Source organism: Mesorhizobium sp. M0496 (assembly GCF_040321205.1).
Taxonomy (GTDB): Bacteria; Pseudomonadota; Alphaproteobacteria; order Rhizobiales; family Rhizobiaceae; genus Mesorhizobium.
In genome coordinates, this window is the sequence record NZ_JAMYRC010000024.1 from 1 (window position 1) to 13,248 (window position 13,248).

Genomic DNA, 13,248 nt, shown 5'->3' on the forward strand with positions numbered 1-13,248 from the left:
AGATACTGCCCGACGAGAAAAAAGAAAGCGCCATCGCCTTCCTCAAGGCGGCGGTTGCCTACTACGCCAGCCTCGGCGTCGCGATCGCCCGCGTCATGACCGACAACGGCTCCTGCTACAGGTCGAAGGTCTTCGCCAAGGCCTGCCGCGATCTCGGCCTCAAGCACGTCACGACAAGGCCCTATACGCCCAAGACCAACGGCAAGGCCGAGCGCTTCATCCAGACCGCGCTCAGGGAGTGGGCCTACGCCATTGCCTACCCGACATCCGACCACCGCGCCGCCGAACTGCCGGTCTGGCTGCACCGATATAATTGGCATCGCCCCCACGGCAGCCTAAAGTCAAAACCGCCCATCAGTCGCCTCGCCTTAACCGACGACAACCTGTTGAGGCTCCACACCTAGGGCAGTCGAACTGGCGACGTATCGCTTTGCCAGACTGCGCCTGGCTAGCTTTCCTATCTCTGCACTTTTACACCGAGGAAGATGCTGTTGGCGGTGTAGTCGCGGCCCGGTAAATTGCTGGTCAGCTTCTCGGTCCTCACTCTGGTGGTGAGGCCAGCGTAGCGGTTCAGCCACCAGGTCAGTCCGGCCTCGGCGCTCAAGGTCATGTCGTGGCCGTCGATGCCGATATAATCACGCCAGTCGAGGCCCAAAGCCGCATTTCCGGTGAGGTTGGCGCGAATCTGGCGTTCGCCCGTCAAACGACCGGAATAGAGGATGTCGCCGCTTTCGCCTGATGTGGTCGTGGGCTCGACTGTGGTCCGGCCGGTCAGGCCGATAATGGTGCCGCGCTCCGGTGACCATTTGAGGTCGGCGTTGACGGTGGCACCCGAAATTGCGTCCAGGTTCTTGTCGTCGATCGCTTCCCTGAGCCAGCCGGCCGAGAACTCACCCGACAGCTTCTCACCCATGTCGAGCTCAAGGCCGGCGCGGGCGCCGAGCCGCGTCGACGAGCGCTCGAAGCCTTCATTGTCGACGCGTTGATCATAGGCCCGGCGGCCGACCTCGATTTCGGTGAAAGGGGTGAGGGCGGGGGAGATCTCGTAGCCGATGCGCAAGGTCGCGGTGTAGAGCGTGGAGTCTTGATCCTTCTGCGACAGCGAGGTGCCGTTCGAAAGCTTGGCGTCGCCATAGAAGTCATGCGAGACCGCACCGGTCAGTGTGTACTGCATCTTGCCGAGGTCCTTTTCGACGGCGAGGCTGCCGTTGACGGTCTGCCGCAGCGGCTGCTTGCTGACGCCTGCAATGGCGTCCGGTGATGACGCTGATTCCGGCACGGCCTCATAGCCGAGCTTGGCGATGGCGCGCAGTTCATTGTCGAGGTCGACATTGAGCTGGCCTTCGATGCGCCCTTGCTCGTTGTGAACCGGGTAACCAGACACGGTTCCGCGGAACAGGCCATAGCCGTCGATCGTGGCGGCGTTCTCGCGCCAGTCGGAGGCGGCGGAAAAGCGCAGCGCCGTCTCGGACAGCAGTGCCGACTTGCCGGCGTTGCTGGAATCGCCGTTCGACGTGGCGGTCAGGCCCTGTTCGATCGTCGGCCGGATGACGAAGGATCCCCATTTGACGCCGGTGGCGGCAAACGGATCATCCTCGGGCTTCTTTTTCTGACCTTCGATGGCGTCCGTGCGCTCTGCGCCCGGGTCGAGCTTCTGCTTGTCGGCGCTGTCGATGGTGAGGGCGCGGCGGTTGGCCGTCTCCTCATCGGTGTCTGCACCATCGGTGGCGTCCGTTGTGGAGGCGGTCGTTGAAGCGGTGGTGTCGGTGTCTGCTGCCGTCGACTTCTTCTTCTTTTTCGACTTGTCCGCAGCCTTGTCCTTGGCCTGGTCAGCCGCATTCTGCCTGGCGGTCGATGGGCGGCGGCGAGGCTTGGGCGGCGCAGGAGTGTCGGCGGAGCTGTCGTCGGTGGCTGCCGGCGGGTCGAAAACGCTGCCGGTCGCGGTTGCGTCGCCGGTGTCCGTGTCGTCAGGCAACCCGCCGGCGCTGGCCGGCAGGTAGGTTCGTGCCGGCGCATTGTCCTGCGCCGCATTGGTCGGCGCCTGATCCTGCGCTGCCAAAGCGAGCTGTCTCGCCTTGCGCTGCTGGTCGGACAGGATCGCCGATTCGGAGACCTCACCGCGCAGTTCCGTTTCCTGCGCATGGAGCGCCGTTGGGCGCAGCAAAGCAAACATGCTGGTCGCCAGCAGCAAGGCGCAGACCACCTTGCTCTTTCGTCCTGTCGATTTTTCTGGCTGGACCCCGGACATCGCCACCACTGCTTGCGCGACGCACGCGCGCCATACTTACCGAACCGTAAATGGGGATGGTTAACGGAGGGTTGAGGAGGCGGGCCGTTGGCCGCCTGCAGCGCTGATTTCCCATGGGATTCATACGGCGCGCGTTAAGCTTCTTGTCTCCATGCCTGTCGTTGTCGCAAACCACCGCACACATTCGGGCGACATGCCTGAGGCCATTTCCGTTGGACAGCGCGCCGGCAAAGCGCTAATCGCATCAGCCATGCATGCGGGATCCCTGGATAACAAGCCTTTGGACAGGCAAGCGTCGATCGCTTCGGCGCTGAGGACGGTGGCGACAGAACAGGCTGGTGTCGCAGCCCTTGCCGAGGCCCTCGAGAACGGATTGGCCGCGCCTTTCGCGCAGGCCGTCGAGATGATCTCCGGGATTGAAGGCCGGCTCATCGTCACCGGTGTCGGCAAAAGCGGCCATATCGGATCGAAGATCGCGGCGACGCTGGCCTCGACCGGCACGCCGGCTTTCTTTGTCCATCCCGCCGAAGCCAATCATGGCGATCTCGGCATGATCGCCAGGGACGACGCCATCATCGCCATGTCGTGGTCGGGCGAGAGCAAGGAACTGATGGGTATCGTCGCCTATTCCAGGCGCTTTTCCATCCCGCTGATCGCCATAACCGCCGGAGAGACTTCGGCGCTGGCGCGCGCCGCAGACGTCGTGTTGCTGCTGCCGCGCACGCCGGAGGCCTGCCCGCACGGCCTGGCGCCGACGACATCGACGCTGCTGCAGCTGGTGATGGGCGATGCGCTGGCGATCGCCCTGCTCGAAGCACGCGGCTTCACCCCGGACCATTTCCGCACCTTTCATCCAGGCGGCCAGCTTGGCGCCAACCTGACGCAAATCCGCGAGATCATGCATGTCGGCGACAGGTTGCCGCTGGTGGTCACGGGCACCGCCATGCAGGACGCGATCCTGGAACTGTCGCGCAAGGGATTTGGCTGCGTGGCGATCACCGACGCCGACGGCGCGCTGGTCGGCATAATCACCGATGGTGACATCCGCCGTCACATCGGCAGCAATCTGCTGGCGATGACGGTGGATGAGGTGATGACAAAAGGACCGAAGACGGCAGCGCCGGACACGCTGGTGGCAACGGCGCTGCAGACGATCAACAATTCAGCCATCACCAGCCTGATGGTGGTGGAGGGCCGGAAACCAGTCGGCCTCATCCACCTGCACGACCTCTTGCGCATCGGCGCGGCCTGAACGTTCAGACCGCCTCGACGGTCAGCTCCAGATCCGTGTCGGCAGCACCCGTCACGCGCACTTGCGTGCCGGCCGGAAGGTCCGGGCCAGAGACACGCCACAGCGTGTCGCCCAGCTTGATGCGGCCACGTCCATCCCGGATCGGCTCGGCAAGTGTCGCCATCCTGCCAACCATTTGCGCGCCGCGCCGATTGAGCAGTGGCTGGTCGGTCGGGTCATTGCGACTACCAACCAGCTTCTTGCCAACATAGGCCGAAGCCAGTGACAGCACCAGGAAGGCGAGGACCTGAACCTGCCAGGTCCAGAAGCCGGCGTCCCAGACCAGCAGCGACACCGCGCCGATGATCAGGGCGGCGATGCCGATCCACAGCATGAAGATGCCTGGGGCGATGATTTCCATCACCAGCAGGGCGAAGCCGAGAACCATCCAGTTCCACGGGCCAAGTTCGGAAATGATGCGGTCGATCATGGGCGTTTTCTTCTTGTTTGAGCATGGCCTTTTCCGAAAACCGGTTTCCACTTTTCGGGGTCATGCTCCTACGATCTCAGTTATCGGTCGGGCGAACGACTGGCGGGCGCGCGGCCTGCCTTTGCGCGCCGGTCGTGCCTTCGCTGCGGAAAACCTCCTTGGCGATCTCGCCAATGCCGCCGAGCGAACCGATCAGCGATGACGCTTCGAAGGGCATCAGCACGATCTTGCTGTTGGTGGCCGTGCCGATCTTGCCCAATGCCTCGGTGTATTTCTGGGCGACGAAGTAATTCAGCGCCTGCACGTCGCCCTTGGAAATTGCTTCCGACACCACCTGCGTGGCGCGAGCTTCGGCCTCAGCCGAACGTTCGCGCGCCTCGGCGTCGCGGAAGGCGGCTTCCTTGCGGCCTTCAGCTTCGAGGATCTGCGACTGCTTGAGGCCTTCGGCGGCAAGGATCTGCGCGCGCTTGTTGCGTTCCGCGGTCATTTGCCGGCCCATCGATTCGATGAGGTTAGCCGGCGGGTTGATGTCCTTGATCTCGACGCGAGTGATCTTGATGCCCCACGGATGCGCTGCTTCATCGACGACGCGCAGCAGGCGCTCGTTGATGGCGTCGCGATTCGACAGAAGCTCGTCGAGGTCCATCGAACCCATGACAGTGCGGATGTTGGTCATCGTCAGGTTGAGGATGGCGTTCTGCAGGCCGGCAACCTGGTAGGCGGCCTGCGCCGCATTGAGGATCTGGTAAAAGGCGATGCCGTCGACGCCGACGATGGCGTTGTCGCGAGTGATGATTTCCTGGCTCGGAACGTCGAGCACCTGCTCCATCATGTTCATCTTGGCGCCGATGCGGTCGACGAACGGGAAAATGAAATTGAGGCCTGGGCTCAGTGTCTTGGTGTAACGGCCAAAGCGCTCCACCGTATAATTGTAGCCTTGCGGGATTGTCCTGATGCCTTTGATCAGAAGCACCAATACCAGAAGGGCAAGTGCACCAACCGCAATATCGAAACCACTGAAATCCATTTGGCTCTCCCTCAGACGAAGGCCGCACAAGCCATTCTCGCGCAGCCGACTTCACCAAAGGCTTAAGTGTATTTCAGATGCGTTACAATCAGGTGATGATGGATTGTTTGCAAGATTGCATCCTGCGGTTGAAGGCAAGCAACCTCGCATCCGCGTCGTCCAGCCCGTCGATCGAGGCCGAGACAATCTCGGAAGCAATCTGCGAGAAGGTGATGCCATTGCCGCCGTAGCCCATCACCGCATGGATGCGAGGGTGCCTGGGAATGGCACCGATATAAGGCAGGCCGGTGGTCGTGGTGCCGAAAGAACCGGTCCAGGCGAATTCAGGCCTGGTGTCGAGATGCGGAAATATCAGGCCAAGTTTTTCGGCAATGCGTGCGCTCTTGTCGCCGATCAACTCGTCGCGCCGCGCCTCGTCGAAAAAATCCTCATCCTCGCCGCCGCAGATGACCCTGCCGTCGGTGGTCGCCCTGACATAGAGGTACGGGTCCGACGCCTCCCAGATGAAGGCTGCCCGTGGCCAGATCTTTCGCGATTGCGGTCGTGTCGCGATCGCCCATGTCGAGACGATCTGGTGGACTGCTGCCGGCACGATATCGACGAACTCGTAGCCGGTGGCCAGAATTACATGTTGCGCGGTGATGGTCGGGCCACCCCTGGTCGCGACGACAGCCGCGTCGGCACTGTCCTCGATCACTGTGGCTTCGGCAGGGGCGTAGAAACGTGCCTTGCGCTCCATGGCCTTGAGCAACAAGCCGGCCGTCAGCTTGCGCGGGTCGAGTGCGATGTTGCCGTGGCTGAGGATGGCGCCGTCACGATCGATGCCGAATGTCTCCGCCAGCGGCGCCGATGTGAGATAGGTCGCGCCGATGCCTGCTTGCCGCCGTGCCTCGGCCTCGTCGCGCAGTCCCGATGGCCCGAGCAAGGTGCCGGCCAGATAGAGCGACGGGGTGCGGCTCAGGCCACAATTGAGGCCGAGTTCGGCGATGCGGGCGGCTAGGTTGGAAACGGCGAGCCGCGAGCGTCGCCAAGCCTGCTCCGCCGAGGTTTTGCCGATCATCTTCGAAAGCGTCGAAAGCGGCTGGTCGAGTTCGAATTGCACCAGCGCGGTGGTTGCGGACGTCGACCCTTTCAGCGGGCCACGCCGGTCGATGCAGATCACCACATGGCCTTGCGCCGTCAGGGCCTCCGCCATCATGGCGCCGCTGATGCCCATGCCGACGATCAGCACATCTGCCTTGACGTCCCGGGTCAGGCTGTCCGTCGGCACCGCAGGCGCGCGATAGGCGGACCAGACAGGCCGGCCAGTTCTGAGATCGAGCTTGCGGGGCATCGAATTCTCCGGAGGGCGCGCCTTAACGCCCCGGAGCTTGTGTTGTTCCGGTTCAGAGCGGCTCACCGCTTCACAGATGCGGCGAGCCGCTCTAACTCTTGTTTGAAGCAATTCCGGACGGAAAACCGTTTTACACTTTTCCTGGAATTGCCCCCTAGACCCAGCCGGACAGTTCGCGCCGCACCATCGCTTCGATCACCGCCATGCCCTCGGCGCTGTCGTTGAGGCAAGGGATATGGGCGAAGTTCTTGCCGCCGGCGTGATGGAAGGTCTCGGCCGCCTCGCGGCCGATCTCGTCAAGCGTCTCGATGCAGTCGACGGAAAAACCGGGATTGACGATGGCGATCGACCTCACGCCATCCTGGGCGAGTTTCTCGACCGTCTTGTCGGTATAAGGCTGCAGCCATTCCTGCGCTCCGAAGCGCGACTGGAAGGTGATGATCAGTTTCTTGTCATCCCAGCCGAGCCGTTCACGCAACAGCCGCGTCGTCTTCTGGCAGTGGCAATAATAGGGATCGCCCTTCTCGAAATAGGGCTTCGGGATGCCGTGATAGGAGGTGATGACCACTTCCGGCTCGAAATCGAGCGTCGCCAGATGCTGCTCGATCGAGCGCGCCAGCGCCTCGATATAGACCGGCTCGTCATAGTAGGGCGGCACGCTGCGGATGGCCGGTGCGCGGCGCATTTTCATCAAGGCGCGAAACAGCTGATCGTTGGCGGTTGCCGTGGTCGTCGCCGAATATTGCGGGTAGAGCGGGAACGAAAGAATACGGTCGCAGCCTCTTTCGACCAGCGCCTGGGCCACGCTTTCGGTCGAAGGATTGCCATAGCGCATCGCCCAGTCGACGACGACATCGGGCAGGTCGTGCAGCGCCTCGGCCAGCTTCTCGCCCTGGGCGCGGGTGTAGGTGCGCAGCGGCGACTCGTTCTTTTCCCGGTTCCAGATCCTGGCGTAGTTGGCGCCTGACTTTTTCGGCCGCGTGGTGAGCACCAGGCCATAGAGGATCGGATACCAGATCGCCCGGTTGAGTTCGATGACGCGCGGATCGGACAGGAATTCCCGGAGATAGCGCCACATCGGCTTGAAGTCGGTGCCATCAGGCGTGCCCAGATTGACCAGCATGATGCCGATCTTGCCCGTCTTGGCCGGAGGATGTCCGGCGGGCAACGGGCCGAGCGCTTTCGCGGCCTTGGGATCGACAGGGGTGGAAAGCGTCATAAGGGTTCTCCGGGAGACGCGAACCTAACCATCTAGCGCGCGCTTTCAATGCAGCGTCTGGCCGCACCTTAGCTCGAAAACAGGACGCCCGCCCGGTTTCTCGGGCGGGCGTTGTCTTTCAGGCATCGAAGCGATGTTATTTCGGTGGGATGGTCAGCGTTGCGCCGACCGGAAGCCGGCGCGGCTCATAGCCCTTGTTGGCGCCCGAAATGACTTTCCACCTGGTGCCGTCGCCATAGGCCTTCACCGCCAGATCCCAGTAGGTATCCCCGGCAACGATGACATGGCTGCTTTCAGCTGACGCGGCCTCGGCGGGCTTTGTCGGTTCGGCCGGTGCCGCGGGGGCAGGAGCCGGTGCTGCTTCAGCCGGTTTTGCTGGCTCAGCCGGTGCAGCTGGCGCGGCTGGCGCTGTCTCTGTCGACACGGCCGGCGGTGTGTTGGCAATATCACCCGAGTTGGCCGGAAGTTCAGGCATTGCCGGGGCCGCTTCCGCAGGCTGGGCAGGTTCGGCCGCGGGCGCCGCGGCGACGGTCGCTGCGATCTCGGTGATGCGGCCATCGAGCTTTGGCGTGTAGGGCCGGTGGGCGCCGAGATAGTCGGCAACCACCTGTTCGAGGCCCGGACCGTAGTCATAGGCATTTTTGGCCTTGTCGGCGAAGACCTTGTAGCCATCGCCGCCCTGGCGGACATAATTGTTGGTGGCGACCAGATAGTCCTTGTCCGGATTGAGCGGCGTCCAGGCGCCGCCTTCCATGACCTCGACCGACTTGACGCGGCCGGCATTGGGCGCGGCGGACTTGTCGAAGGAATATTTCAGGCCGGCGACCTGCGGGAAGCGCCCGGCGCCGTCCTCGACCTGGCTGAGTCCGCTCTCGAGGCCAGCCACCAGGTCCTTGCCGGAAATCTGGAAGGTTGCCAGCGTGTTCTGGAACGGCAGCACGGTCAGCACCTCGCCCATGGTCACGGTGCCCTTGTCGATCGAGGCGCGCAGGCCGCCGCCATTGGAGATGACGATCTCGACACCCTGTCCCTTGACGCGGTCGAGGATGGCGTCGGAGACGAGGTTGCCCATCGCGCATTCGCGGGTGCGGCAGCTCTCGCGGCTGCCGTCGATGACGTCGGTGGTCTCGGCCACTTCCTTGTTTTTCAGCGCCTCGATCGGCGCGCCAAGCTCCTTGATGCGGGCGAGCACGGCCGGATCGGGCGTGATCGACTTGTCGAGATAGATGGGGTCGCCGCTGGCCGATTTGACGACGCCATTGTCATCGAACACCACCTTGAACTCGCCGAGATATTTCGAATAGGACGCCGCCTGCACGACCGGCACCTTGTAGCCGTCCGGGTTGTCGACCATCGTCGGGTAGGGGCCTTCAGCCTTGGGATCGGTGTTCGACAGCAGCGAATGGCTGTGGCCGCCGACGACGACATCGATGCCCGGGATCTTGGCAATGACGTCGCGCTCGCGTCTGTAGCCGATATGGGTCACGGCGATGATCTTGTTGACGCCCTCGCCTTTCAGCTTCTCGACCTCAGCGGTGATCGACTTGACGTCATCCTCGATGGCGACATTGGGGCCGGGGGAGGCGAGGTCCGGGGTGTCGTTGGTGATCGCGCCGATGACGCCGATCTTCTGACCGCCGACCTCGACGACAACAGACGGCTTGACGCGGTCGCCGAGCTTGGATTGCGCGTTGGCCTTCACATTGGCACCCAGCACCGGGAACTTGATCATGTCGAGGAACGGCGCCAGGGCGACTTCGCCGTCGTCGAATTCATGGTTGCCGAGCTCCATGGCGTCGAACTTCATCTGGTTGAGGAATTCGCCTTCGACCTTGCCCTTGTAGGTCGTGTAGAACAGCGAGCCCTGGAAATTGTCGCCGGCGCTGAGCAGCAGCACATTCTGGCCTTCCAGCTTCTTGCGCTCCTGGGCGATAGCGGTGATCAGCCGGCCCGCGCCGCCGATGCACTCGCCCTTGGTCTCCTCGTCCGCCGAGCAGGTCGATTCATATTTGTTGTTGCCCTCGATGCGGCTGTGCCAGTCGTTGATGTGCAGGATGTTCAGTGTGTAGTCGGCAAAGGATGCGCCGGCCGACAGGCCGAGGGCTGAGGCGGACAGGGCGGCAATGGCAGCAAGCTTCTTCATCTTCGTCTCCCGGAAAGCTGATCAGAGGCCTTTAACGCTCTTGCTTGACTGGAACATAACAGTCGGCGCTTTGACCCATGTTCCCATCGCGTTCCGGATGACGCAAGCGGAAATCCGGGAACCTTTGCCGGCATAAAAAAGGACGGCGGCCAACTGGCCGCCGTCCTCAGGCAAGCGAATGCTCGCTGGTTCAGACGCGCCGGGTCAGCACGAAATTCTGGCCGCTGGAGCTGGTGCAGTTGAGCTGGCTTGTCGACACCATCAGGCAGTTGAAGCTGACCGCCGTCTGGCGGATCAGCGACGTGCCGTTGATCTGCACCGACGTGGCGCCGGTCATCGTGTAGCTGCCATCGGCGAGCTTCTGGCCGGTGTCGGTGGCGACGGTCGTGAAGGTGCCGCCGGCGAAGGTCGAAAGGCCGGTGCCCTTGGCGTCGATCCAGGAGCCTTCAACGCCTTTCGGCGACGCCGCCATTGGCGGCTCATCAGGGCCGCTGGTCGCACAGGCAGCGAGCACTGCCGCAATGGCCCCCGCCAAACTCATAGAAAGAACTTTGCGCGCAATAGTCATGTGAAAATCCTCTCCTCTCGCATCGGCCGAAAAATCGGAATCGATTTTCGGAAAGCACGATGCGCGCATCCAAGTTTCCAGAGCGTACGCCGTGCCTTCAAACGGGCACGTGTCGCTCTCGTCCGCATCCCTTCAATCGCCCGATTTCCGGGCGATTGCAAGGCAATGGGGCCTATGGAACGCACCGCTATCGAACGAGGATGTTGCGGAATTGCCACGGGTCGTCCCGGTCGAGGTCTTCCGGGAACAGACCGGGGCGGTTATCGAGCGGCGTCCAGTCGGTGTAGTGGCCCTTGACCGGTCCGAGATACTGGGACTGCACGTCCAGGCAGCGCTTGTAATCCATCTCGTCGGCCTCGACGATGCCAGCCTCGGGATTCTCCAGCGCCCAGACCATGCCCGAGAGCACCGCCGAGGTGACCTGCATGCCGGTGGCGTTCTGGTAGGGCGCCAGTTTGCGTGCCTCGGCCAGCGACAGCTGCGAGCCGTACCAGTAGGCGTTCTTGTCGTGGCCATAGAGCAGCACGCCGAGCTCGTCGACACCGTCGACCAGCTCGTTCTCGTCGAGCACGTGGTGCACGGGCTGAGGCTTGCCGGCGGCGCCGAACATCTCGTCCAGCGACAGCACCGCGTCATTGCAGGGATGATAGGCATAGTGGCAGGTCGGGCGGTACTGAACCTTGCCCTTCTTGGAGCGCACGGTGAAGAAGTCGGCGATCGAGATCGCCTCGTTGTGCGTGACCAGGAAGCCGTACTGCGGCCCTGGCGTCGGGCACCATGAGCGCACGCGCGTGTTGGCGCCGGGTTGCTCCAGGTAGATCGCGGCCTTCGAACCATGCTTGTGCTTCTTGGCGTTCTTCGGCATCCATTTCTCATGCGTGCCCCAGCCGAGTTCGGCGGGCTGCAGACCCTCGGAGATGAAGCCCTCGACCGACCATGTGTTCCAGAACACATCCATCGGCTTCGGCTTCTTGGCGCGCTGGGTGTCACGTTCGGCGATGTGGATGCCCTTGACGCCGGCCTTCTTCATCAGCTTGGCCCAGCCCTCGCGGTCGTCCTGCGTCGGCTCTGAAAACTCGAGGCCGAGATCGGTGGCGAGATTGACCAGCGCCTGCTTGACGAACCACGAGACCATGCCGGGGTTGGCGCCGCAGGTGGAGACAGCCGTTGGGCCGCCGGGCTTGTCGTGCTTTTCCTTGAGCAGCGATTCGCGCAGCGCGTAGTTGGTGCGGCTGGCGTTGTCGGCCTTGGCGTCGAAATAGAAACCGAGCCATGGTTCGACGACGGTGTCGATGTAGAGCACGCCGAGCTTGCGGCAGAGCCGCATCAGGTCCACCGAACCGGTATCGACCGACAGGTTGATGCAAAAGCCCTGGCCGCCGCCCTTGGTCAGCAGCGGCGTCAAGAGGTTCTTGTAGTTCTTCTCGGTCACCGCTTCCTGCATGAAGGTGATGCCGCGCTCGTCGAGCAGCTTGCGGTCGGTGTCGCGCGGGTCGATGACCGTCATGCGCGACGTGTCGAACTTGAAATGGCGTTCGATCATCGGCAGCGTTCCCCGGCCGATCGAACCAAAGCCGATCATCACGACAGGGCCGGTGATTTCACCGTAAACGGGCCAGTTTTCAGTCGCCATTTTATCGAACACTCCTTCAAAACCCAGGAAACCGGGAAAAACGCACACAAAACCGGGCATCTTTGCCCGGCGGCCATGCGCTACATCACAGATCATTGTCACAAACCAGCGAAAAGCGCCAACCAGCGACTAGCCGTCATTGGCCATGTGGTTAAAGACCACGATCAGCCGATCGCGGTCCGCGGTCAGGCCCTTGTAGTCGAGCTGTGCGAGATCGAGTGCTTCGAGCTGGGCGGCGAAAGACACCGCCAGCTTCGCCCGATCCGGGTGCCGGGCGAGCACGGCGAGAGGGTCTAGATGGATGCGGATGGTGAACAGGATATCGCGTGTAACCGGCAGTTTTCGCAGGGTTTGCCGTTCGACGCGGATGAAGGCGTGGGCGTCGATGTCGCCGTCGGGAAAGCGCGACGGCCGGTTGGTGGCGCGGTCGATGCGCTGCAGGTCGGAGAGCGGGTGGTAGAGCGCGTCGCCGGACTGGATCGACCAGTTGTAGCGCTCGACGGCCTGGCCCTGCAGCCCATCGAACATGCGGTTGATGAGTTCCGCCGGGCGGGTGCCTGGGCCGAAGCCCGGCACCGGGGCGTGGATGTCCTGCAACGGCTTGCCGAACTTTTCCAGGAGCGACCAGGATGAGGGAAAGCACAGCGAGCCGGCAACGAGCCGCCAGCCATTGTCGCTGCGACGCATCAGGACCAGGTCTTCCTGGACGAGCAGCGAGGCGGCGACAAGCGGTGCATCCTCGAAACCGGAAGGGAGCCTGGGATTGTTCTCGGCGCCCATGACCTCCAGGTCCGCGCCGGTGCGTCGATAGGTGTCGGGAAACCTCTCCAGCAGGTAAGGGCCGAGCAATTCGAGCACCTCCCGTTGCGCATCTCGGGTACCGTCCTCCTCGACGAAAACGCGCTCGGGGATTTCGGCATAGAGCCGGCGCTTTTCGGCGAGATACGGCAGCAGATGATCATCGACCTCGATCCAGTCCGCCGGATCGAGCGGCTTCAGCCCGATGCTGAAGAGTTTCGATGAGCCGTCATAGGGTGTGTGGGTGGGCAGCGCCTTGGCCAAGCTCATGCTTCCTTGAAATGCTCGAGGCCGGCGGCGGTCATCCTCGCCAGGAATTCGGTGACATCATAGTCGGCCGCGCCTGCCTTGGCGAAAGGGTCGGCGGCCAGCCTGGCGTCGAGCACCTCGCGCGGACATTGCGCGATGATGATGCCGCCAGTCCTCGGCTTCTTCGCCCCGGAGGCAACGAAGATGCCGTCCGCATAGCAGGCCTTCAGCCATTCGACATGCGCGGCCTGCAAGCGGTCGATCTCGGTCAGCGGCACCTTGTAGTTCAGCGAGACGACGAACATCGTT

Annotated in this window: 12 protein-coding genes; 2 read left to right on the top strand and 10 right to left on the bottom strand. The window is 62.9% G+C overall.

All coding sequences use genetic code 11. The features are described from left to right. On the top strand, positions 1–404 hold a 404-nt coding region (locus NKI73_RS19835), incomplete at its 5' end, for an integrase core domain-containing protein (RefSeq protein WP_352632599.1). Between the two features lie 53 nt (positions 405–457). Here NKI73_RS19835 and NKI73_RS19840 read toward each other — a convergent pair. After that, a complete protein-coding gene (locus tag NKI73_RS19840) occupies positions 458–2,248 on the bottom strand; it encodes an outer membrane beta-barrel protein (protein ID WP_352632601.1) in 1,791 nt (596 codons plus the stop codon). Between the two features lie 250 nt (positions 2,249–2,498). On the opposite strand from NKI73_RS19840, the gene NKI73_RS19845 reads away from it, so the two are divergent. Further along, complete coding sequence (locus NKI73_RS19845) at positions 2,499–3,500, top strand: KpsF/GutQ family sugar-phosphate isomerase (protein ID WP_352632603.1); 1,002 nt, start codon at positions 2,499–2,501, stop codon at positions 3,498–3,500. A gap of 4 nt (positions 3,501–3,504) precedes the next feature. Here the strand turns inward: NKI73_RS19845 and NKI73_RS19850 are convergent, their stop codons facing one another. From NKI73_RS19850 to NKI73_RS19890, 9 genes are all read right to left on the bottom strand, one after another. Then, positions 3,505–3,969, bottom strand: a complete 465-nt coding sequence (locus NKI73_RS19850; RefSeq protein ID WP_352632604.1) for an NfeD family protein — start codon at positions 3,967–3,969, stop codon at positions 3,505–3,507. A 76-nt stretch (positions 3,970–4,045) separates the two neighbouring features. Beyond that, positions 4,046–4,996 (bottom strand): SPFH domain-containing protein, encoded by a 951-nt coding sequence (locus NKI73_RS19855; RefSeq protein ID WP_352632606.1) that lies wholly within the window; start codon positions 4,994–4,996, stop codon positions 4,046–4,048. Between the two features lie 88 nt (positions 4,997–5,084). Then, a complete protein-coding gene (locus NKI73_RS19860; protein WP_352632608.1) occupies positions 5,085–6,329 on the bottom strand; it encodes an NAD(P)/FAD-dependent oxidoreductase in 1,245 nt (414 codons plus the stop codon). Positions 6,330–6,483: 154 nt separating this feature from the next. After that, positions 6,484–7,548, bottom strand: a complete 1,065-nt coding sequence (gene hemH / locus NKI73_RS19865; RefSeq protein WP_352632610.1) for a ferrochelatase — start codon at positions 7,546–7,548, stop codon at positions 6,484–6,486. 136 nt (positions 7,549–7,684) lie between these two features. Continuing rightward, a complete protein-coding gene (locus NKI73_RS19870) occupies positions 7,685–9,691 on the bottom strand; it encodes a 5'-nucleotidase C-terminal domain-containing protein (RefSeq protein ID WP_352632611.1) in 2,007 nt (668 codons plus the stop codon). Between the two features lie 190 nt (positions 9,692–9,881). Continuing rightward, entirely contained in the window at positions 9,882–10,259 is a 378-nt protein-coding gene (gene omp10, locus NKI73_RS19875) for an outer membrane lipoprotein Omp10 (protein ID WP_352632612.1), read from the bottom strand. 187 nt (positions 10,260–10,446) lie between these two features. Then, positions 10,447–11,892, bottom strand: a complete 1,446-nt coding sequence (locus tag NKI73_RS19880) for a homospermidine synthase (protein ID WP_352632613.1) — start codon at positions 11,890–11,892, stop codon at positions 10,447–10,449. 129 nt (positions 11,893–12,021) lie between these two features. Further along, the gene (locus NKI73_RS19885) at positions 12,022–12,960 is read right to left on the bottom strand and encodes a heme-dependent oxidative N-demethylase family protein (protein WP_352632614.1); all 939 of its coding nucleotides are present in this window, start codon (positions 12,958–12,960) and stop codon (positions 12,022–12,024) included. Continuing rightward, on the bottom strand, positions 12,957–13,244 hold the full coding sequence (locus NKI73_RS19890) for a YciI family protein (RefSeq protein ID WP_352632615.1): 288 nt from the start codon (positions 13,242–13,244) through the stop codon (positions 12,957–12,959). The genes NKI73_RS19885 and NKI73_RS19890 overlap by 4 nt, the downstream gene beginning before the upstream one ends. Positions 13,245–13,248: the final 4 nt, after the last annotated feature.

What these genes read in the sequence shown, in the direction of transcription:
- NKI73_RS19860 (WP_352632608.1), bottom strand. Translation starts at nt 6,329, where the DNA reads ATGCCCCGCAAGCTCGATCTCAGAACTGGCCGGCCTGTCTGGTCCGCC.
- NKI73_RS19850 (WP_352632604.1), bottom strand. Translation starts at nt 3,969, where the DNA reads ATGATCGACCGCATCATTTCCGAACTTGGCCCGTGGAACTGGATGGTT.
- NKI73_RS19885 (WP_352632614.1), bottom strand. Translation starts at nt 12,960, where the DNA reads ATGAGCTTGGCCAAGGCGCTGCCCACCCACACACCCTATGACGGCTCA.
- NKI73_RS19840 (WP_352632601.1), bottom strand. Translation starts at nt 2,248, where the DNA reads ATGTCCGGGGTCCAGCCAGAAAAATCGACAGGACGAAAGAGCAAGGTG.
- NKI73_RS19870 (WP_352632611.1), bottom strand. Translation starts at nt 9,691, where the DNA reads ATGAAGAAGCTTGCTGCCATTGCCGCCCTGTCCGCCTCAGCCCTCGGC.
- hemH (WP_352632610.1), bottom strand. Translation starts at nt 7,548, where the DNA reads ATGACGCTTTCCACCCCTGTCGATCCCAAGGCCGCGAAAGCGCTCGGC.
- NKI73_RS19880 (WP_352632613.1), bottom strand. Translation starts at nt 11,892, where the DNA reads ATGGCGACTGAAAACTGGCCCGTTTACGGTGAAATCACCGGCCCTGTC.
- NKI73_RS19845 (WP_352632603.1), top strand. Translation starts at nt 2,499, where the DNA reads ATGCATGCGGGATCCCTGGATAACAAGCCTTTGGACAGGCAAGCGTCG.
- NKI73_RS19855 (WP_352632606.1), bottom strand. Translation starts at nt 4,996, where the DNA reads ATGGATTTCAGTGGTTTCGATATTGCGGTTGGTGCACTTGCCCTTCTG.
- omp10 (WP_352632612.1), bottom strand. Translation starts at nt 10,259, where the DNA reads ATGACTATTGCGCGCAAAGTTCTTTCTATGAGTTTGGCGGGGGCCATT.
- NKI73_RS19890 (WP_352632615.1), bottom strand. Translation starts at nt 13,244, where the DNA reads ATGTTCGTCGTCTCGCTGAACTACAAGGTGCCGCTGACCGAGATCGAC.